Genomic DNA, 20,003 nt, shown 5'->3' on the forward strand with positions numbered 1-20,003 from the left:
GTTCTGAAGTGCCCGGGTCGCGAACCGGCGGCGACAGGCAGCAAATCTCCGCCGGCCTGGTTCGCCGCTGTCACCCGGCAGCGGCGCACGTAGCCACCTTGTTGCGGCCAGCCACCTTGGCTTCGTACAATGCTTGATCGGCCGCCTTGAGGACGGTCCTTACATCCGTCTCCTGATCCGGCGTCCAGCTCGCGGAGCCGATACTCGCGGTCACGCGACCGTATTCACTGCCTGCGTGTTCAATAGCGAGGTCGCTGATCGCAGCCCGGATCTTTTCGGCAATCACGGACGCGCCTTCCGGCATGGTATCTGGCAATACCACAATGAACTCCTCGCCACCGTAGCGCGCAGCCGTGTCTGCTGGCCGCCGGATGTTCTCGCCGATACAGCGAGCGACGGCGGCGAGTGCATCGTCGCCGGCCTGGTGACCATACGTGTCGTTGTAGGCCTTGAAACGGTCGATATCCACAAACAGGAGAGAAAACATGCTGCGCATGCGCTGCGCCCGGCGCCACTCCCGTTCGAGAATCTCGCCCAGTGTGCGGCGGTTATGAAGGCCAGTCAGGCTGTCGGTTCTTGCCAGCAACTGCAGTTCCGATTCCGCGCGCATGCGGCGACGCAACTGGGCACCGAGAATGAATGAAAGCGCCACAAACCCCAGCGCGAACACAGCCATGAGCGTTCCGATCCTAACAGCGCGTCGGCTCCAGGCGGCATAAATTTCCGGCTCCGCCTCGGCGACCATGATGATGAGTGGCAGCGTCTGAAAGTTGCGGAAATAGTAGAGACGGCGCATGCCGTCTATCGAGGAGGTGTCCGAGAAACTGCCTTCCATGGAGGACTGGAACTGACGGAAGGTGCTGGCCTGACTGATGTCACGACCGACGATCTTTGGGTCAAACGGCTGACGCATGATCATGAGGCCGTCGCCGGCGATCAATGAAATCGCTCCGTGCGAGCCGAGCGATAGACCGGCGAACAACTGGTGGAAATACTCCAGGTTGATCGACATCAGTACGATGCCGGCAAATGAGCCATCCGGATGCGATACCCGGCGGCTTAACGCAATGCTCTGCGAACCGTTGCGAAGGCGGGAGCGAAAAGGTGCGCTTACATAAAGCCCGGCACTCGGGTTGTCGCGCTGAACCGTGAAGTAGTCCCTGTCGGCAAAGTTGCCCTTGCGCGGTGTGTCGTTGCCCGCATCGATGATGACGTTGCCGGAGGCGTCGAGGACGAGCATGGAGCCGAGGTTTTTTGCGGTCGCGGCACCATCAAACAGTACCTGGCCTCGCAGACGGGAGGGCAAGGCCATCACTTCGGCATTGCCCAGCCCATCGACAACGGCCTGAAGTGAAAGGGCGTAAAGCTCGAAATTGCGCTCTATATCCCGTTCGGCGATGAGCGCAACATTCCGAGACGTTTCACGGGCCCGGTCCAGTGCGTCCTGTCGGCTTTGGTACAGGACGGTTGCGCACAGTGCGACCATCATGAGCGCGATGACGCCGCCGCCATACACGATGGCGCGGGGGGCCATCAGCCATTTGAGCACGTTATTTTTATCGGAAAGAGACGGCATGTTCACCATGTATGAGCGTGTGCTGTGACCGAAGACGCAACGGAGTAATGCGGCCAGTGGTGTATAACGACCATTTGCCGCGCGGGTCTTCTATTCAGCATCGGGCGTCGCTCGTCGGGCAGGGTTCCGCGAAGAGTCATACCTGTCCACCGGTCTCACGGTCGACTTAGGTTTGCCCGCACCGGCCACGCGCGACCTCAATACACCTGATGCGTGATTACCCGACGGGGCCTGTCAGGCTTCGACCAACTCACAGCAGGACTGCCTGCTGCAAAAGCTCCAGCGCTGTAGATTGTCAATTACGATGGCCGCCCGTGTTGCCTCACAAAGGAATGTTACCCTACAGATTGCTGTCGTTTCCGCTTTCTTTCTTCTTTTCTTCGTGGTTTTCCGGGCGCGAAGCGCCCGGCCCCCACTGGCTTTAAACTTCTTTTGCAGGTCCCACTTCGGTCGGCGTTTTGGAGCACTGGCGCAGGCTGCCCAGAATCATTGCTCTCATGCGCTCGGCGCGTCATGCTTTGACTCTGCAACGCACCGTTCGTAGTTGCGGCTTGCGTGCGTAAGCGTCCGGAACCATTGTTGCCAACCGATCCATCGATTCGCTTACAGCAACAGTGGGCTCAGCGATCAGCCACCCTTCGATGACCGGCCCCACGTCGACGAACGGATCCACTCGGGTCTTTCACAAGTGCTTTGCCCTGGGTTGCTTCCGATGCGCCGGACATGCTTCCCCTTCCTTCCACGCCGAAGAGAGGCTCCCGAGGAAGAGGGAAACATTTGATTCGCTTGCTGGAAAGACGGCAATCGGGTGGGTAACATCCTGCATCGCCCAAACAATCAAAGGTCTTCCCTTTCAAGAACAGCGCCACGCAGCTGCTGTATGCATGAGTTGCAGGTCGCTAACTCTCGCATAACGCGGCCCGTTGTAGGGACAACATCGCCTGACGCTGGCAAAGGATATTGCGTGAGCCGATCTGGTCCAGTTTGGTAATGCCGATACGCAGGGGTTGATCGATCAGTAGCTGCCCAGCAGACGGTCAAGCGCTACAGTGATCTTGTCCCGATTCCCGCAATGAACCGATCGAGGGACCAAGCTCGGTTAGTGGGACAGATGCAATGAACGCCGCGTGCATCAGGCATTTGGTACCAGCGATCTCGAAGGACGGCGTAAAATCGGCTGGCAGTTTCCCGGGAGGGAAAGAGTCAGCACGAATCAGGGGGCAACAAGCCGAATTGTCAGGCCATCGAGAAAGTCCCTCTGCACGTCGACAAGGTACGGGGTATTTGCCCTGGTTTTGGCGGGGTTAATATAGACTTCAAATCGCGCCATCAGAACATCCGGTATTCAGCGAGTGGAAGACCGTTCTTCTCGACCCAGTCGTTGATGTTTTTAATGAACTCGGTGTTCTCCAGCGCCCAGCGACGGCCTTCTTCAGCAGTGATTGCTTGGCGCAAAGCCTGCTCACACGCACGTGAGAAGTTGATGCCCAGTTCTTTCGCCCGCTGATAGACGTCAACAGGCAACGTGACATTGGTCGCCTTACGCGACACGGCGGAAGTAGCATGCCATGTGAGCATCCATGTTGACAGGCATGCGCATAATTTCCAACGTTTTAACACCATCCAATGCGGCGGCCTCGCGTAAGCGCGTGGATGTCGATTTGACGCAATTCTATTGTCCCTTTTTAACAACCTCGCCTGGCCCGCGCCGTTCGCGTGCATCGACGATAGGAAAGGAGTAGGAAATGGAGTAAGATGTAGCACAGTTGTGACACAGGAGGGATTCGCCATGTCCACCACTACCTTACGCCTGCCCCCAGATCTGCGCGACCGCGTGACGAGACTTGCCGAAGAATCGGGAACCACCGCACACAGCTTCATGCTTGAGGCGATCGCCGAGAGGGTTGCATGCGAAGAGTTGCGACACCAGTTTCTCAACGAAGGCAATGGTCGGCTTGCCAACATGCTGGCAAACGGCCTCGGAATTGACTGGGCTGACATGCGTGACTACCTGGGTGAGCGCGGCGCGGGTCATACTCCGGCAGCCCCAAAGGTTAAGCGATGGCGCGGATAATACTCGCGCCTGAAATCCGCGCCGACTTTGACCGTATCTTCGATTTCCTCTTCGAGCATGCCCCCGAGACCGCGTCGACCCGCATTGATGACATTGTGCGTGCGCTGGACATTCTTCAGTCCAGTCCGCAGATCGGACGACCGGTCAGCACTGCGAGCCCGCTGCGAGATCTGGTGATTTCGAATGGAACTCATGGCTACCTTGCGCTTTACAGATTCCTCGCGGAACTGGATGTTGTGCTCGTGGTCGCAATCCGCAGCCAGCGCGAATTGCGATACCAACGCTTCAGCAGCTGACGAGATGCGCAGAGCGGAGCACAGGGTCGGGCTGTTGCGTTTTTCTGGCGTCTGTGCACGGTTGAGCGGTGCAGGCTACCGAGCTCCGGGCATATCAGTCTTGTGGCGCGCCCGCATGGAAGCCACCGCGAATATCGATGAGCATGTTGGTCCCGCCGCAGTGTAATTCACCCTGAGCAGCGTCAGCGGCGGCCACTGACGCAACCCGGCCGCGTACTTCGGGCGATTTGCCCCGCAAATACACACCGCAAATTATGGCACGGAGATTTGGACGCTCTTCGAAGCAGGCCGGCTGCATGTCGATGCCGAATTGACCGGTCACATAGAGGTCGACACGCGACCTGTGGACCTCGATGGCGTGCTGCTGGACCTCGAAGAGACACGTTTTTAAGGAGGACGCGCGAGTGCGGCGACAGCAGGAACCGAGCGCAGGCCATTAACCGTGCTCACTGTCCCCCGAAGATCATCCGGAAGTGAAGGTCTTCGAGGATGTCGCCGCGCGGCCAAAACCGTCACTCAGCATGAAGAAATACTCTGTCATCGGGCGTCCGGGTCAGGTCGGACAACTGCCGTTCAAGAATGACAGGAAAGCTTGCTGTAGTGGTTGGCAGGCCAGACTGCCAAGAGAAATGAGAGAATTAATTCCTGCTCTTGCACTTGTGCTCATCGCCTCATGAAGATTCTCGAATACGCAGGCCTCGACACCTCACGCGTCAAGGCCAGCTACGACAAGGTGTCCGCGGCCATCGCTCGCCACGACTTCCGTGCTGCCCAAGTCAAGAAGCTCGCGAATCTGAGCCACGGCAAGTTCTACCGGGCGAAGCTGGATGGCGCCGACCGGCTGTTGTTCTCGCTGGTGCGCCACGGGGATGAAGTCTGCGCACTGATGCTGGAAGTGATCGCCAATCACGCCTACGATAAGTCACGTTTCCTGCGCGGCGCGGCGATTGACGAAAGCAAAATTCCAGACATTAACGCTGATGACGCCATCAGGGAGGCGCACGCTCTGCGCTACCTTCATCCCGAGCGTACCGGCATTCACCTGCTCGACAAACCGATCTCGTTTGATGACGCGCAGGAGACCATTTACCGACAACCACCTCCCCTGGTTGTCGTCGGCAGCGCTGGCAGCGGTAAGACCGCACTGACGCTTGAAAAGCTCAAGCATGCCGAAGGTGAGGTCCTCTACGTCACTCACTCCTCCTTCCTGGCGCAGAGCGCCCGCGACCTTTATTACGCCAACGGTTTCGAGCATGGCGGTCAGGATGCCGTGTTTCTGTCCTACCGGGAGTTTGTCGAGTCGATCCGCGTTCCGGCAGGACGCGAGGCTAGCTGGCGCGACTTTGCGGGTTGGCACTGCCGTATACGGCAAAATTTCAAGGATGTCGAAGCCCACCAGGCTTTCGAGGAGATTCGCGGCGTGATTGCTGCCGGGATGGGTGGTGTCCTGTCGCGCGACGAGTATCGGGCACTAGGGGTGCGTCAATCGATCTTTCCCGTAGAACGGCGCGACCAACTCTACAATCTGTTTGAGAAGTATCGCGCCTGGCTGGCCGAGGCAAAGCTCTACGACCTGAATCTTGTCGCACACGACTGGCAAGCGCTGGCTGCACCGCGCTACGACTTCGTGGTTATTGACGAGGTGCAGGACATCACCACCGTGCAGCTCGCGCTCGTGCTGACAACCCTGAAGAAGCCTGGCCATTTCATGCTCTGCGGGGATTCCAACCAGATTGTCCATCCCAATTTCTTTTCCTGGAGCCAAATCAAGAGCCTGTTCTGGAAGGACCCCAAACTGGCCGAGCGGCAGCAATTGCGCGTGCTAAAGACCAACTTTCGCAACGGCCTGGAGGCCACTCGCGTCGCCAATCAGTTGCTCAAGATCAAGCAGCGGCGCTTCGGCTCCATTGACCGCGAGAGCAACTTCCTGGTCCAGGCCGTCGGCGGCGAGAGCGGCCAGGTTACGCTGATGCCCGACAAGGACGCCACCAAGCGCGAACTGGACCAGAAGATTCGCCAATCCACGCAGTTCGCCGTCCTGGTAATGCGCGACGAGGACAAGGCCGACGCCCGCAAGCACTTTGCCACGCCACTGTTGTTCTCGATCCACGAAGCCAAGGGTCTCGAATACGAGAACATCGTGCTCTACCGTTTCATCTCGGATCACCGCGGCGAGTTCAACGACATCGTCGAGGGCATCGCCAAGACCGATCTGGCGGTCGAGACACTGGATTACAAACGCGCCAAAGACAAGAGTGACAAGTCGCTCGAAGTCTATAAGTTCTTCGTCAATGCCCTGTATGTAGCGCTGACGCGCGCCATCAAGAACATCTACATGATCGAGTCGGACACAGGGCATGATCTGTTCGGGTTGCTGGATCTGATCGTGGGCCAGACCAGGATCGAGGCCAGGCAATCCACACTTGAAGACTGGCAGAAGGAAGCACGCAAACTCGAACTGCAGGGCAAACAGGAGCAGGCGGAGGCCATCCGCCGCACTATCTTGAAGCAGGTCCCGGTGCCATGGCCGGTGTTCGATGAGGTCAAGGTGAGGGAGCTGCTGATCAAGGTCTTCCGCGAGCAGTCTCCGGGCAACAGGAGCAAGCAGCAACTCTTTGACTATGCCACCTGTTTCGACGAACCGCAGCTCGCCGAGTGGCTGGCAGTTGAGGCGAAATTCGAGCAGGCACGGACCTTTGATCAGCAGCGCGCGGTGTTCGCCCGCAAGAGCTACGTCCCTTACTTCGCCAACCACTTCAAGGACATCCTCAGGCAGTGTGACCTGCATGGCGTCGATCATCGCCTGCCAATGAACCAGACGCCACTGATGGCCGCAGCTGCTGCGGGAAATGCGGCGCTGGTGGAAGCGCTGCTGGAGCGCGGTGCCGACCGCGATGCCGTCGATCATTACGGTCACAATGCACTGCACTGGGCTTTGCGTCAGGCATTTGGCGACGCAAAGTTCGCTGCTGGCCCGCTGGCGGCAATCTATGAATGCCTGGCTCCGCCCTGCATTGATGTCAGGGCGGGGGATCGCCTGATCCGCATCGACCGGCATCTGTCTGAATACTTTCTATTCCAGACCCTGTGGGTGTTGTTCAAAGCCCGATTCAGCAAAGTGCGGCGCAATGCAGACAGCGCGTTCCAGACCCAAATCATCCTCGATGCCTGGCAACACTTACCCACTAACATAGTGCGGCCGGAGCGCAATAAGCGCCAGCATCTTTCTGGCGTGCTGGCGAGGAACGAAATCGACAGAGACTATGCCTACAATCGCTCCCTGTTCCTGCGCGTAACCACCGGGCGGTACCAGTTCAATCCCAAACTCGCTGTGCGTCGCCGCCAGGGCGAAGAAGAAAACTGGATCCCGATCTACACGGCACTTAACCTCCCGTTGATTAGCGAGTTTGCCTACAACGATGGCTGGATCAGCACCTGGAACAATATTGACAAGCTTGTGATCCTTGCCGGACTACCTGAACGAACCAGACCCATCGCGGCCGAACGCTTCGCCGAGCGGCAAGCTGCCAAAATGAGGGAGTTGGACGAGCGCAGAGTCAATCAACTTGCTGCCAAAGCACGCGTTCGTGCAGCCGCTGAAGCCACCCAGAACACAAAACCACCATGGGGAACAAAGGAAGCCAAACGGCTTGAGATCGAACGTGTGAAACAAGAGATCGAAAGACGAAAGAAGGGTTGACTTGCTGATACCTCTTGGGTCGGCATGCGGCCAGCTTCGGTCACTCGACGCAGGGCGGCAGTTCGATGGTGCCTTCGAGATACTGGACGGCATGTCCCGAGATGCGAACCCGCTCCGCGTCGACTTCGCAATGCAATACGCCACTGCGTTGGGAAGCCTGTAATGCCAGCAGCTTCGTTTTGCCGAGTCGCGCTGCCCACAGCGGTGCCAACGTCGCGTGAATCGAACCCCGTCACCGGGTCTTCGTTGCCGCCGTTGGCCGGCCAGAAATAGCGCGAGACGAAATCATGGTCGCTACCACGTGCGGTAACCACCACGTCAGTGGTGCAAGCCGGGCGATCAGTCCAAGATCGGGCACAACAGGACGTTCGATCGGTGCTAATTAGCCGGCTCGAGCTCGCGGTTTCCAAAGGTTGCGACGGCGTAGAGCCCGACAATGTCGATGGCTACATGAATCCAACGGGCTTTCCGTTGTCCGCGCAAGACCAGATCGACTTCAACACGTTCCTCTCTCAACAGGCGCATAGTAAGAATCTTGCCGTAGCGTTAAAGAACGATATCAAGCAAATCACGATCCTCGCTCCAATCTTTGGATTTCGCAGTCAACGAGCAGTGTCACGCGAACGATGAATGTGGCGCATATTCGGCTTTCACGTCCAATAACAAGCCCGTCCTGAACGCTGAGTATGCGAGCCAATATCACGACCCATCCGGCCAAGCCAACTTGTGTCAGGCCTCAAGAAGCGCCCATATTCGGACGCTAGTGCTGCCGCTTGAACTGGACGACAGTTATCGATTCAGTTGCGATTGAGTTATAGCTGCTGTGAACGATGACGAGGGGATCTGCGGGACGTGCGCGACAGGCCACCGCCGCATACGGCCAATTCGTCGCTCGGACGGCCGCCCCGGACCAGTGTCTTACGCTCGAGCGGAGCTGCTCCCCCAAGGAAATTCGCCGGTCGCGGAAGCTGGGCTCCGGCCACGGACCTGGTCCCAGTCGCTATGTTCAGCCGCCGCCATGACCATCAGTTATTTCGGATTGGCCACCTCTGAGCGCCTCGCCGAAGCACCCGGGGACGAGGCTGTCGTTTTCCGCAACCGCGACGAGAACAGGGCGGTCGAACGACGCCAGGTGTGTCACGCGGTCGTATCGGTCGCGCAACAAGCCTCGCCGTCGTGCGAGTCTCGTGATTATGCTGTTGGTGTTCACAATTGCCGCTAGCCGTGCCGATCATTCTGCTAGCGCAGATTTGGACATAAAACGTCATGTCTCGGCAAGCCCATTCCGTCTGCGCAATTCCCGGATCAGCGCACTATGGTCAAGATCGCCGCCGCCGTGCTCGATCATGTCCGTGAACAGGTTGTCGACCAGCGCCAGCACCGGCAGGCGAAGCCCCACGCCTTGAGCGAAGGCGAGTGCGATTTGCGTATCCTTGACCTGATACTTCGCCGGTCCGCCGGGCGTAAAGTCTCGCGCGATCATGCGGGCGGCGTGCTGGCGGAGGATCGTTGAGTCCGCGAAGCCGCCGAGCAGCGCCGCGCGAACCTGAGCCGGATCGGCGCCTCCTTGTTCCGCGAGCAGCATAGCCTCGGCGACGGTGGCAATCGTGCCCGCGACAATCATCTGGTTGACGAGTTTCGCGAGCTGACCCGTTCCGGCGGGGCCGATGTGGGTCGGGCGGCCCATCGTCTGCAGCAGAGCACGCGATCGTTCGAATACAGCGACGTCGCCGCCCGTCATGATCGCAAGCGTGCCGTCCTGCGCGCCGCGTTCGCCGCCCGATACCGGCGCGTCCAGATAGCCGATGCCGCGCGCCTTGGCCGCGTCGGCGTGACGCCGCGCGGCGTCGACCGGGATTGAGCTCATCACGATCAGCACGCTGCCGGTGCGCATCGCTGTCATTACGCCGTGCTCGCCAAGCAGGATGCTATCGCACGCTGGCCCCGAACTCAGCATGCAGATCACGACGTCGGCGTCGCTCACGGCGTCGCTTGCGTGGTCGACGATGTCGACGCCCGCCGAGGCGAGCGCCGCCGCTTTGTCGCGGGTACGGTTCCAGGCGGCGACGCGGTAGCTGGCTCCGGCTATCCGGCGAACCATGGGCGAACCCATGATGCCAGTGCCAAGAAAGCCGACGACAAGGGGCGCGCGCATCATGAATGCTCGCGCGCGCCGAAGCGTACCGCGCGCTCGGCGACGATCAGCGCCGGAAACCCCGCGCGAAAGCGCTCCAGATGTGCGGTTTGCAAGTGCGCGTCGAAGGCTGCGTGGTCGTCGTACACCTCGTAGAACACGACTCGCAGCGGCGTCTCGTCGATCCGGACAATATCGAACTGGCGGCAGCCGGCCTCGTCGGCAAGAGAGTGCCGCGCGTCGTCGCGGGCGAGCGCGAGAAAGTCCGCAAGACAGTCGGACTTCACCTCGAACTCCGCGATGACCACAAACGGTTTCAATGCCACTGACTCGCTGTTCACGCCGGCTTCTCCATTCGATGCGCAGGTGTTCGCTTCACGCAGCCTTGACCTCTTTGCCGAGCGCGTTCTGCTCCATTTCGCGGCGCAGCGAGACCACGTCGAGATCGTGTTCAAGTTCGACATCTTCGAAGCGCACGATGCTGTCCTTCGCGACCGGGCGCTTCAGTTTCACGTTGTGAGCAAGGCCGATGGGAAGGCCGCCGATTGCCAGACTCTTCGACGCCGGGATGGCGTTCGCCCACACCGCGTAGCCGCCCTCGCCATCGAGCATTTCGCCGGGCTTGAGATCGCGTTTGGCGGTGGCCACGGCGTCGCCGCGGAATTCCTTCGAGGTTCCCGTCGCCTCGCCGCGCAGCACCGCGGAGAGCACGCTTACGCTGGTTTCGAGGCCGATCATATGGAACGGACGCCACATCGATCCGTACCAGCCCGACGGATCGACCAGCAGGCCATACTGCTTGAAGCATGCGCGCGCATACTCGTTCGGCGCCTTGAATGTGACGAAGACACCATAGCGAATGTTGTTGAAGACCTCGCGGCCGTCCGGTTCCTGGCTCGCGGCGATATCGACGAGACCGCTCCTTGCGAGGCGCCCGCCGTCTGCCGCGGGGCGGAACACGCGCGCGAGGTCATGAAGACCGGTGGGAGGAAAGGCGAGACCGTTGTCCGGACAGTCGAGACCGGTGCCGTTCGCGACAGCGGCCATTTCAATGGCCGCCTTCGTGCCGTCGGTGAACGAGTTGTACATCTTCGGATTGAAGTCTCCCCTGGCGACTTCCTCCTCGGTCCAGCCGAAGAAACCCCACACCGTGTCCGGCGTCGAGTAGCGGTAACGCGGCTCGAAGTTCATGCCCTTGCCAGCCGAGGTCAGCTCGAATCCGCAGGAACGGACCCAGTCCACCAGTTCACAGATGATGGCGGGCTGATCGCCATACGCCATGCTGTACACGAGGCCGCGCTTGCGTGCACGCGCTGCGAGCAGCGGGCCACACATCGCGTCCGCTTCGACGTTGACCATCACGATGTGCTTGCCGCCGTCGATGGCGGCGAGTGCATGGCGCACGCCCGCAATCGGATGGCCGGTCGCTTCGATGATGCATTCGATCTCGCCGCAGGCAGCGAGCGCGCCGGCATCGTCGAGCACGCACGTCGCGCCGGTCCTGGCGGCATCGGCGAGCGTTTTCGCGCCGTACTGCGCTTCGGGCCAGCCGACTCGCGCGAGAGACGCGCGGGCTTTGGCCACGTCGAGATCGGCGACGCCCACCACGTGCAGACCTTCGATATGGCGTGCTTGCGACAGGACCATCGAGCCGAATTTGCCGGCGCCGATCAGGCCGACGCGAACAGGACGTCCTGAAACACGGCGAGCCTCAAGCAGACTGGAGAGATTCATTAGTTATCCTTTGTGGTTGAGATCATGGGTCATGGCCGCATGACCAGCGTGCGACGACGCGCCCGCAGCATGGATTCGAAAGCCGTATGGCGATGCGTCTTTCTTGCGAGCAAGTGTAGTCAGGCGCTTGCAGCAGAACAATTAACATTTCCGATCCGATCTTTAAGCCACGCTTCAAGATGTGTGCGCAGCGGCCATGCCCGACGCCGCGTCCCAGGCGGCGCGCTCGGCGCGCAGCCAGTCGAGAAACAGCACAACCTTCTTCTTATGGAGATGTTCGTAGGGGCAAACGATCCACTGTGTCCGCAGGCGGATATCCGGAGGCTGCCGCACCGGGCATGTCAACGTGCCGTCGCGCAGTTCCCGCCACATCATCAATGTGCTTTCGAGCGCGATACCCATGCCGTCGACGGCGGCGTCGATCGCCATGTGGCTTCGGTCGAAAAGGACACGCTGTCCCGGATCGAACGGCGCCGTCTTGGCCGCCGAGAACCAGTACGGCCACTGGACCTGCGATTTCACAGAGTGAATGAGCCGATGGCGCGTCAGATCGGACGCTTCCAGGCTGGCAGCCGCGCAGTAAGCAGGGGAGCAAACCGGCAGAAAGGATTCTTCGGCCAGGGCCTCGACATACACGCCGGGCCATTGTCCGGTTCCATGACGGATCTCGATATCGACGGCTTCCTGCGCGAAGTCGGTGGCTTCGTTGGTTCCGTTAAGCCGCACTTCGAGATCGGGATGACCATCCAGAAACGAGCGCATGCGCGGCAGCAGCCACTTTGTGGAAAGGGTCGGCGTGGCGCGCACCGTGAGCAGCGTGACGGAACGCAAGCCGCGCATTCGCTGGGTTGCTTCCGAGATCCGTTCGACCTCGCCGGAAATCATCGCAAAGTAGCGTTCGCCCGCTTCGGTCAACGCAACGCCCCGTCCGACCTTCGTCATGAGCGCGGTGCCCAGGTGGGCTTCCAGCGACTGGATCTGCTGACTGACCGCGGAAGGCGTGACGTTCAGGTCGGCGGCCGCTCGCGAAATGCTTCCTGAACTTGCAGCAGCGTGGAAGACACTGATGGCGCGCAGTGGCAAATACATGGAAGGTCACCTTTAAGTTAGGCTACAACGTCCCACAAAATAATTGAATTGTTCTTCACCAACAAGCCTCTTATATTTTCCTCACGCAAGACAGGCGACGAGGCGAGAAAAACGGATTACAACCCGTCGCGTCGCGACCCGACGCCGCATCCATAAGCGGGCGCGGGACGTGCGAATTCCACAAAAACAGGAGACAGGATCATGAACACGTCGAGTTCACCGCGTCGCATGTCACGACGCAAGGTGTTGAAGGCTGTGGCCGCTGTTCCGCTGGTGTCGATCTGGACGAGATCCGCGCGCGCTGCGGAGTTCACTTACAAGCTCGCGACCGGGCAATCCCTTAATCAGCCGATCAATACACGCCTCAAACAGGCAATCGATCGTATTCGCGAGGCGAGCAACGGCCGGCTCGACATCCGCTTCTTTCCTGCTTCGCAATTGGGTTCCGATACCGATCTTCTGTCGCAGGTGCGATCGGGCGGCATCGAGTTCCTGAATATTGCCGGCTCGGTGCTGTCGACGACTGTTCCCCTTGCCGCCATCACCAACCTCGGCTTCGCATTCACGGACTACGATCAGGTCTGGCGCGGCGTCGACGGCAATCTCGGCAAGATGGTCCGCGCGCAGATTGACAAGACCGGCTATGTCTCGGTGTCCAAAGCGGCGGACAACGGCTTCAGGCAGATCACATCGGCGACCAAGCCAATCAAGACCCCCGAGGATCTGCATGGCTATGGGATTCGCGTTCCTGTCTCGCCGATGTTCACATCGCTGTTTCAGACGCTCGGCGCGAACCCAACGTCGATCAATTTCAACGAGCTCTATACGGCGTTGCAGACTCATCTGGTCGACGGACAGGAAAACGGCCTCGTGACGATCGAGGCGGGCAAGCTGTACGAGGTGCAGAAGTATGTGTCCCAGACCAATCACATCTGGGACCCGTTCTGGTTGCTCGGCAATCCGCGCGCGTTCAAGGCGCTGCCCGATGACCTGAAGGCCATCGTGCGTCGCGAATTCGACAGGGCGAGCACAGAGCAGCGCGAAGACGTCGTGCGGATGGACGCGTCGCTGCAAACGCAACTGGCCGCGAAGGGACTGATCTTCGCGCAAGCGGATCGCGCAGCCTTTCGCGATGCGCTCGCGAAGGGCGGCTTCTACGCGCAGTGGAAGGACAAGTTCGGCGCCGAGCCGTGGCTTGCGCTGGAGGCGATCGCCGGGAAAATATCATGAGCGCCGCGCACGAGCTCGAAGCCCACGGCGCCGCCTTCATGCCGGCCGCTCAGGCAGAGCGTGCCGTCGAGCGCTGGTTGCGCCGCGCGGTGGAGTGGCTCGCGGCGGCAACCGTTGTCGCCGAAGTGCTGATCCTGTTCGTTGGCATCGTCGCTCGTGCTGTGTTTCATCATCCGCTCATCTGGTCGGACGAACTCGCGGCCGTTCTGTTTCTGTGGCTCGCGATGCTCGGCAGCGCGCTCGCGTTGCAGCGTTCTTGCCACATGCGGCTCACGTTCTTCGTGTCGAAAATGTCGCCGCGTGCTCGCGCATGGACAGACACGCTGGCGGTCGGCGCCTGCGCGGCATTCCTTGCGCTGGTGCTGCATCCGGCGCTCGACTACGTGCAGGACCAGGCGTTCGCGGAAACGCCCGCGCTCGGGTGGTCCGGCTCGGTCAGGGCGCTCGCGATTCCGGTCGGATGCGCGGCCGGCCTCATGAGTTGCTGTCTGCGGCTGATGCATCACGACTGGCGTGACGTGGTCGGCGTGATGGTGCTGGTGGGCCTGATTGCGCTCGGCTGTTATGTGGGAGCCGGAGCGCTTTCCCAGATGGGGCAAGGCGCGCTGCTGGTCTTCTTTGTCGGCGTGCTAGGCGCCGCTGTGGCGGCCGGCGTTCCGATCGCCTTTGCTTTTGCCCTCGCGACAAGCGCCTATTTACTGACCACCACGTCGACGCCGTTGAGTGTGGTCGTCGGACGGATGGACGAAGGGATGAGCACGCTCATTCTGCTCGCCGTGCCGATGTTCGTGCTGCTCGGGCAACTGGTGCATGTCACCGGCGTGGCGCGTGTGATGGTGGCGTTCCTCGCGGCGTTGCTCGGGCACGTGAGGGGCGGCATGTCCTACGTGCTGCTCGGCGCGATGCTGCTGATCTCCGGGATTTCCGGCTCGAAGACCGCCGACATGGCGGCTGTGGCCCCGGTGCTCTTTCCCGAGATGCGCAAGCGCGGCATGCCGGACGGCGAACTCGTGTCGCTACTCGCCGCCGCGGGCGCAATGAGCGAGACGATCCCGCCTTCGCTGGTTCTGATTGCGATCGCGTCGGTGACGGGCATCTCGATCGCGGCGCTCTTCACGGCCGGCGTCATGCCCGCCATCTTTCTGGCGATTGTGCTTGGCGTGGTTGCCCGGTGGCGGGCAGGGCGTGACGAGACCGGGAAGGGGAGTGTCGTGCGGCCCATGCGTGCGCCGTGGTCGCAGGTTCGCCGCACGTTCGTGGTCGCATTGCCCGCGCTCGTGCTTCCATTCCTGATTCGAAGCGCCGTGGTGGAGGGCATCGCGACGGCGACCGAAGTCTCGACGATCGGCATCGCGTACTCGCTCCTGATCGGGCTGCTGATCTATCGTGGCGGGCTGACGTGGAAGTCGGTTCTTCCGATGCTGCTTCAGACCGCGGCGCTCTCCGGCGCAATCCTTTTCATTGTCGGCGCGGCGAGCGCAATGGGCTGGGCGCTGACGCAGTCTGGCTTCTCCCACGACCTCTCGAACATGATGACGAGGGTTCCGGGCGGCGCGACCGGATTCCTGCTTGTGTCGATCGTCGCGTTCATGGTGCTCGGCAGTGTGCTCGAAGGCATCCCGGCCATCGTGTTGTTCGGACCGCTCCTCTTTCCGGTGGCGCATCAACTCGGCATCAACGAAGTGCACTACGCAATTGTCGTGGTGCTGGCAATGGGGCTGGGGGTGTTCGCGCCGCCGTTCGGCCTTTGCTATTACGCCGCATGCATCGTCGGGGAGGTGTCGCCGGAGGCCGGATTAAGACGGATCTGGATCTACCTCGGCATGCTGCTTCTCGGTTTGATCGCGATTGCCTTTATTCCCTCAATATCGACTGCCTTTCTATAAAGCGACGTAGGCCGCTTCGAGTTGACCCAGTAACTGAGGACACGCGGACGCCGCTAAGTTGATGATTCAGCGGTTCGCCGGAATTCCCGGGGAGAGCGGCACTTCGGCGCACCGTGCAGGACATGAATAATGTCGATCCGCTCGGGCGGCTGGTCGACGACGGGATAGAAGATCTGATAGTTGCCGTGTACCCGATGCCTCACGCCTCGATCCTCGTAGCGCGGCACAAACGGAAAGGCGAGCGCCATGTCTGCGAGGCTCTAACATGGTCGCGGAACTCACGAACGAAGCTGACGGCACGGCGAGAATTGTCTTGGGCAATGTAATCGCCGATAGATTCGAGCTCGCCCTCAGCTGCTGGCGAAATCCTAACAATCATGGCTTGCCGTTAGCCATCGCCAAATATTTGGCTTCCAGCCGGTCGAACACTTCTTCGGCGGGTTTGCCCCTGCCTAAGTCTGAATCAGTGACGCCGCGCATCAATGATGCTATCCCGCGCGACGAGCTGCGTCTCGCGGTCCTGAATGAGGCGCACGCCTTCGCGCAGGACTTCGCTCTTGGACCTGTAGCGGCCCATCTCGACCAGCTTGGTGATATATCCCTCGAGTTGCTGCCCTAACTCTGCGCTAATCATAATTCTGTCCTCCGATCGACCTAGACTGAGACTATGCTAATTATCAACTACTATCAACTTGCACGACTTGCTGTGCGAGAGCGCGGAAAAGCCTCTGCCGCCGCCGTAGGTGCTGGCAGAAAGTCAGCGACGTGTTCGCGGTCAGTGTCGCAGCGAAACTATGGCGTGCAAAGCCGAGCCGAAGGCCGTCAACTCGGCGATTCGTCACGACATTTTTAAGAAACGTCCCCGTATACTTCGAAGGACGAATGCGGGAGGGCATGTCATGACGTCGGGCGATCTTTTCGGTCAGAAATTTGAAACTTGGACGCCGGCTCAGGCGAAATCCTTCTTCCGTGCGGGGATGGTCGACGACTTTTTCTCCACTAACATCAGTGACGACATCAGGATGCCGACTATTGTGGTGGCAGGCCGACAAGGGAGCCAGGTGTTTGTGCAATTGCGAGCTGCTCGCGATGCCGCCGATGCCTACTTTACTTCGAACGCGTAGTCGCCATGGGTGCGATGCCCGTCTGAAGCGACTGCCACCCAGTGCACTGTATAGCGGCCGGCCTGCAACGGAGGCGGCGCAACGGTGATCGTTTCCGGCTGATTCGGGTCCACCGTGGACCTTTCGGCGTTGACCTGCTTTCCTGCGGCATTGGTTATTGTGAGCGATTAAAATGCCGGCTCCAGCGGCCTGTCGAAGATGATTTTCACCCGCGCCGGTGCAGCAACGCTCGCGCCGGCTCCCGGTGCCTGTTTCTGCGGAAATGCGTGTGCAAACGCAGCGCCGGCGAGAACAGGACCGGCAAAAATGCCGGCCATGCTCGCGATGGCCCGTTTCCGAATGTTTCGATTTCGGTTCATCGTTGACTCCTTCATCACTGGAACAGCGGTTTGCCGAGCGTCTTTGGCGCGACATCATCGAGGAAGATGTGGGCCTGCACGAGAATGCCCACATGCGAGCCGCTCGCGCGGTTCACCGGGATCTGCGCTTCGACGCCGAATTGACCGTAGCGGTTGATCCAGATGAAGCCGGGGTTGACCGTACCGGTTGTCTGTCCCTGGCTTGTCGACAACGGAACCTTGACTATCGGAACAATATTCGCAAGCGGTTGCGGCAGACCGAGGTCACGTACATGTTGCTGCAGGTAGGGCAGGCTGTACTGCAACGTGAAGCCGTAGTTGAACGCGTTAGGCTGTCCCGCGCCCGTGGTGAGCGCGGCGCGGCTTCGGCGGTAATCGCGATCGGACGCAGGTATGTCAGTGGATCCGGCAGATCTCCCATGCCCTTGCCGACATAGATGGTTGGCGAGATGGTCGAAAAGTTGTCGGTAATCGTGCGGCTTCCCGCGCCGCCAAATTGGGATTGACGCCGACGGACGTCATGAATTCGTGCGCCTCGTTGGCATACAACAGGTACGCTTCCACGTTGATTTCAGTCCCGCTGTATGTCGACCGGCCGGGCAACGGTGCGGCAGGCACGTGACGCTAATTGCGAGCGTTTCGGCGTATTTTTGAGTCAACCCATGCCTGCCGAAGAGGCTTCGCGTCGTACACTGTCAAATTCGACACAAAAGGAGGCCATCGTGAGCAAAGCCCATGACGCCAAGAAGACGGAAAAGAAAGTCGCCACGAGAACGCCGAAGGAAAAGAAGGACGCGAAGAAGCTGAAGAAGGAGGCTGCGAAGCGTCAGTGATCTTGCAGTGCCACGAGCGCTGCTCAATAGCCGCGGCAGACGGTGGCATGATCGAGGTGAGATCGGACGAACAGGAGACGTCTTCATAGTGCGCCTGCCGCGGCAGCAGTTACCCGGCGAGCGCTCAAACCAAGGAAAAAATTGACCACCGTAATTCTGAAACCCGACGAGCCCGTGGAAGTTGCAATACGCCGTTTCCGTCGCACGATCGAGCGCACCGGCTTGATTCCAGAGCTTCGTGCCCGGACAGCCTACGAAAAACCTACCGCAGAACGCAAGCGCAAAAAGGCTGCTGCAGTGGCACGCCTGCGCAAGCAGATCAAACGGTCGTTGCCGCCGAAAAAGCGGTACTGACCGGGAACTGCCGGGCAGCCATGCTGAAGCGGCACGTCTAGTGCCCAGCCGGGTGTCTCGCGTAACCTCCGCATGGGGAACCGGCTTTCTGAGCCGAGTGGCCGGTTGAATCCGCCTTCGCATACCGGCCACTTGATTTTCTGCGATCGATAGACAGTTTCCGGTCGGCTGCTGCCCGCCGGGCCAAGCTGCGCGCGCCCTGGAACTGCGGCGGCAATGCCTCTATGCCGCTGGCAGGAGATTTGCCTCGCCTTGTCCTCGCCCATCACCTTCCCTTTAATCCGGAATGACTCCATCCGTCTCCCACGCAACAAGCATACGATCGGCAGCACTGGCCCCTCCATTCATCGGTTTCTTGATCGCGCATGCCTCAGCGGGCGATTCACCATCCACGCATGTGGAATGCTCGTCCCACGGGCCGCAGCTGGAGGTCGTATGAAAATACCCAAACGGCTCGCACCACTTCTCGAAGAAGGACTCATCGACGAAGTTATCGGCCAGTTGATGAGCGGCAAGGAGGCAACAGTCTACGTCGTGCGCAGCGGCGAATTGACGCGTTGCGCAAAAGTCTACAAGGACGCGAAGCAGCGCAGTTTTCGGCAAGCCGCGTCGTATCGGGACGGCCGCAAGGTCAAGAACAGCCGGCAGGCGCGTGCAATGGAAAAAGGTACGCGCTACGGCCGTCAGATGCAGGAAGCGTCATGGCAGAACGCCGAGGTCGATGCGCTGTTCCGGCTCGCTGGCGCAGGTGTGCGGGTGCCTCAACCCTATATTTGTACCGATGGCGTGTTGCTGATGGAACTGGTGGTCAATGCGATGGGTGACGTCGCGCCACGACTCAACGATGTCGGTCTGACTGAAGCCGGCGCCCTCGAACTGCACGCGCTGCTGCTCAACCAGGTTGTCCGCATGCTTTGCGCGGGAGTGATTCACGGCGACCTGTCGGAATACAACATCCTGCTGGCAGCGGATGGGCCGGTGATCATTGATCTGCCGCAGGCCGTCGACGCAGCCGGCAACAATGAAGCCGCCTCGATGCTCAAGCGTGACGTCGACAACCTGGCCGCGTACTTCGGGCGATTTGCCCCGCAAATACTCACCGCAAATTATGGCACGGAGATCTGGACGCTCTTCGAAGCAGGCCGGCTGCATGTCGATACCGAACTGACCGGCCGCATCGAGGTCGACACGCGACCTGTGGACCTTGCTGGCGTGCTGCAGGAACTCGAAGAGACACGTTTTGAGGAGGACGCACGAGTGCGGCGACAGCAGGAACTGGGCGCAGGCCGGTAACCGTGCTCAATGTCCCCCGAAGATCGTCCGAAAGTGAAGGTCTTCGAGGATGTCGCCGCTCGGCCATCAGCGGCCGCTCGAGGTCGTCGTCCCGATTGGCAGTCCGAGGTCGTATCCGTCCTCGCTCAATGGCCGGACTCCGGCAGCCAAATCGCGGAGGGCATTGCCTCAACCCGGCCAGGAAAGGTCATACGTCGCAGCTCGCAATTGGATATTGACCGACCGCTTGGCCCTGGGCAACGGACCTTCGCGATAAAGCATCGCAGTCGTTGGTTATCTGATGCTCACGCTCTCGGCACACATTGGAGGAGGTCAAAGCTA

General features: G+C 60.2%; 18 protein-coding genes and 4 pseudogenes. 10 read left to right on the plus strand and 12 right to left on the minus strand.

All coding sequences use genetic code 11. The annotated features are described in order from the left end of the window. Positions 1-70: 70 nt before the first annotated feature. The 3 genes and pseudogenes from VOM14_RS28045 to VOM14_RS28060 all read right to left on the minus strand — a co-directional run bounded on the left by VOM14_RS28045 (position 71) and on the right by VOM14_RS28060 (position 3,154). Entirely contained in the window at positions 71-1,534 is a 1,464-nt protein-coding gene (locus VOM14_RS28045) for a sensor domain-containing diguanylate cyclase (protein WP_442955595.1), read from the minus strand. A gap of 1,079 nt (positions 1,535-2,613) precedes the next feature. Further along, positions 2,614-2,906 (minus strand): annotated as a pseudogene (locus VOM14_RS31510) (CcdB family protein). Then, positions 2,906-3,154 (minus strand): type II toxin-antitoxin system CcdA family antitoxin, encoded by a 249-nt coding sequence (locus VOM14_RS28060; RefSeq protein WP_327631984.1) that lies wholly within the window; start codon positions 3,152-3,154, stop codon positions 2,906-2,908. Before VOM14_RS28060 ends, VOM14_RS31510 begins: the two are co-directional and overlap by 1 nt. A 211-nt stretch (positions 3,155-3,365) precedes the next feature. Between VOM14_RS28060 and VOM14_RS28065 the strand changes: the two genes are divergently transcribed. From VOM14_RS28065 to VOM14_RS28085, 5 genes are all read left to right on the plus strand, one after another. Beyond that, positions 3,366-3,650 (plus strand): CopG family ribbon-helix-helix protein, encoded by a 285-nt coding sequence (locus tag VOM14_RS28065; protein ID WP_327631985.1) that lies wholly within the window; start codon positions 3,366-3,368, stop codon positions 3,648-3,650. Then, on the plus strand, positions 3,638-3,946 hold the full coding sequence (locus tag VOM14_RS28070; protein ID WP_327631986.1) for a type II toxin-antitoxin system RelE/ParE family toxin: 309 nt from the start codon (positions 3,638-3,640) through the stop codon (positions 3,944-3,946). Before VOM14_RS28065 ends, VOM14_RS28070 begins: the two co-directional genes overlap by 13 nt. Positions 3,947-4,619: 673 nt before the next feature. After that, on the plus strand, positions 4,620-7,646 hold the full coding sequence (locus VOM14_RS28075; RefSeq protein WP_327631987.1) for an ankyrin repeat domain-containing protein: 3,027 nt from the start codon (positions 4,620-4,622) through the stop codon (positions 7,644-7,646). A gap of 375 nt (positions 7,647-8,021) precedes the next feature. Further along, positions 8,022-8,276 carry an endo alpha-1,4 polygalactosaminidase gene (locus VOM14_RS28080; RefSeq protein ID WP_327631988.1) on the plus strand — a complete coding sequence of 85 codons (255 nt, stop codon included), beginning with the start codon at positions 8,022-8,024 and terminating at the stop codon, positions 8,274-8,276. After that, positions 8,236-8,457 (plus strand): endo alpha-1,4 polygalactosaminidase, encoded by a 222-nt coding sequence (locus VOM14_RS28085; RefSeq protein ID WP_327631989.1) that lies wholly within the window; start codon positions 8,236-8,238, stop codon positions 8,455-8,457. The genes VOM14_RS28080 and VOM14_RS28085 overlap by 41 nt, the downstream gene beginning before the upstream one ends. Positions 8,458-8,910: 453 nt before the next feature. On the opposite strand, the gene VOM14_RS28090 is transcribed toward VOM14_RS28085, so the two are convergent. From VOM14_RS28090 to VOM14_RS28110, 5 genes and pseudogenes are all read right to left on the minus strand, one after another. Beyond that, positions 8,911-9,333 carry an NAD(P)-dependent oxidoreductase gene (locus tag VOM14_RS28090; protein ID WP_327632024.1) on the minus strand — a complete coding sequence of 141 codons (423 nt, stop codon included), beginning with the start codon at positions 9,331-9,333 and terminating at the stop codon, positions 8,911-8,913. A gap of 3 nt (positions 9,334-9,336) precedes the next feature. Next, positions 9,337-9,816: pseudogene (locus tag VOM14_RS28095) on the minus strand (NAD(P)-dependent oxidoreductase); the annotation flags it as partial. Further along, entirely contained in the window at positions 9,801-10,121 is a 321-nt protein-coding gene (locus tag VOM14_RS28100) for a putative quinol monooxygenase (RefSeq protein WP_327631990.1), read from the minus strand. The gene VOM14_RS28100 and the pseudogene VOM14_RS28095, both read right to left, overlap by 16 nt. Positions 10,122-10,155: 34 nt before the next feature. Then, a complete protein-coding gene (locus VOM14_RS28105; RefSeq protein WP_327631991.1) occupies positions 10,156-11,514 on the minus strand; it encodes an NAD(P)H-dependent oxidoreductase in 1,359 nt (452 codons plus the stop codon). Between the two features lie 174 nt (positions 11,515-11,688). After that, a complete protein-coding gene (locus tag VOM14_RS28110; RefSeq protein WP_327631992.1) occupies positions 11,689-12,603 on the minus strand; it encodes a LysR substrate-binding domain-containing protein in 915 nt (304 codons plus the stop codon). 201 nt (positions 12,604-12,804) lie between these two features. Between VOM14_RS28110 and VOM14_RS28115 the strand changes: the two genes are divergently transcribed. Next, positions 12,805-13,833 (plus strand): TRAP transporter substrate-binding protein, encoded by a 1,029-nt coding sequence (locus VOM14_RS28115; RefSeq protein WP_327631993.1) that lies wholly within the window; start codon positions 12,805-12,807, stop codon positions 13,831-13,833. Further along, positions 13,830-15,719, plus strand: a complete 1,890-nt coding sequence (locus VOM14_RS28120; RefSeq protein ID WP_442955593.1) for a TRAP transporter large permease — start codon at positions 13,830-13,832, stop codon at positions 15,717-15,719. The genes VOM14_RS28115 and VOM14_RS28120 overlap by 4 nt, the downstream gene beginning before the upstream one ends. 199 nt (positions 15,720-15,918) lie before the next feature. On the opposite strand, the gene VOM14_RS31515 is transcribed toward VOM14_RS28120, so the two are convergent. Then, a complete protein-coding gene (locus tag VOM14_RS31515) occupies positions 15,919-16,098 on the minus strand; it encodes a type II toxin-antitoxin system RelE/ParE family toxin (protein WP_442955594.1) in 180 nt (59 codons plus the stop codon). Between the two features lie 84 nt (positions 16,099-16,182). Beyond that, entirely contained in the window at positions 16,183-16,353 is a 171-nt protein-coding gene (locus VOM14_RS28130; protein WP_327631994.1) for a type II toxin-antitoxin system ParD family antitoxin, read from the minus strand. Positions 16,354-16,618: 265 nt separating this feature from the next. Here VOM14_RS28130 and VOM14_RS28135 point away from each other — a divergent pair, with 265 nt between their 5' ends. Further along, positions 16,619-16,843 (plus strand): hypothetical protein, encoded by a 225-nt coding sequence (locus tag VOM14_RS28135; RefSeq protein ID WP_327631995.1) that lies wholly within the window; start codon positions 16,619-16,621, stop codon positions 16,841-16,843. On the opposite strand, the pseudogene VOM14_RS28140 reads toward VOM14_RS28135, so the two are convergent. Both VOM14_RS28140 and VOM14_RS28145 read right to left on the minus strand, forming a co-directional pair. Further along, a pseudogene (locus VOM14_RS28140) lies at positions 16,822-17,160 on the minus strand (copper resistance CopC family protein). The gene VOM14_RS28135 and the pseudogene VOM14_RS28140 sit on opposite strands and share 22 nt — an antisense overlap. Positions 17,161-17,216: 56 nt before the next feature. Next, a pseudogene (locus tag VOM14_RS28145) lies at positions 17,217-17,757 on the minus strand (hypothetical protein); the annotation flags it as partial. A 419-nt stretch (positions 17,758-18,176) separates the two neighbouring features. On the opposite strand from VOM14_RS28145, the gene rpsU reads away from it, so the two are divergent. Continuing rightward, a complete protein-coding gene (rpsU, locus tag VOM14_RS28150; RefSeq protein ID WP_327631996.1) occupies positions 18,177-18,389 on the plus strand; it encodes a 30S ribosomal protein S21 in 213 nt (70 codons plus the stop codon). A 435-nt stretch (positions 18,390-18,824) separates the two neighbouring features. Continuing rightward, positions 18,825-19,682 carry a PA4780 family RIO1-like protein kinase gene (locus VOM14_RS28155; protein WP_327632026.1) on the plus strand — a complete coding sequence of 286 codons (858 nt, stop codon included), beginning with the start codon at positions 18,825-18,827 and terminating at the stop codon, positions 19,680-19,682. Positions 19,683-20,003: the final 321 nt, after the last annotated feature.

Source organism: Paraburkholderia sp. MPAMCS5 (assembly GCF_036016995.1).
Taxonomy (GTDB): Bacteria; Pseudomonadota; Gammaproteobacteria; order Burkholderiales; family Burkholderiaceae; genus Paraburkholderia.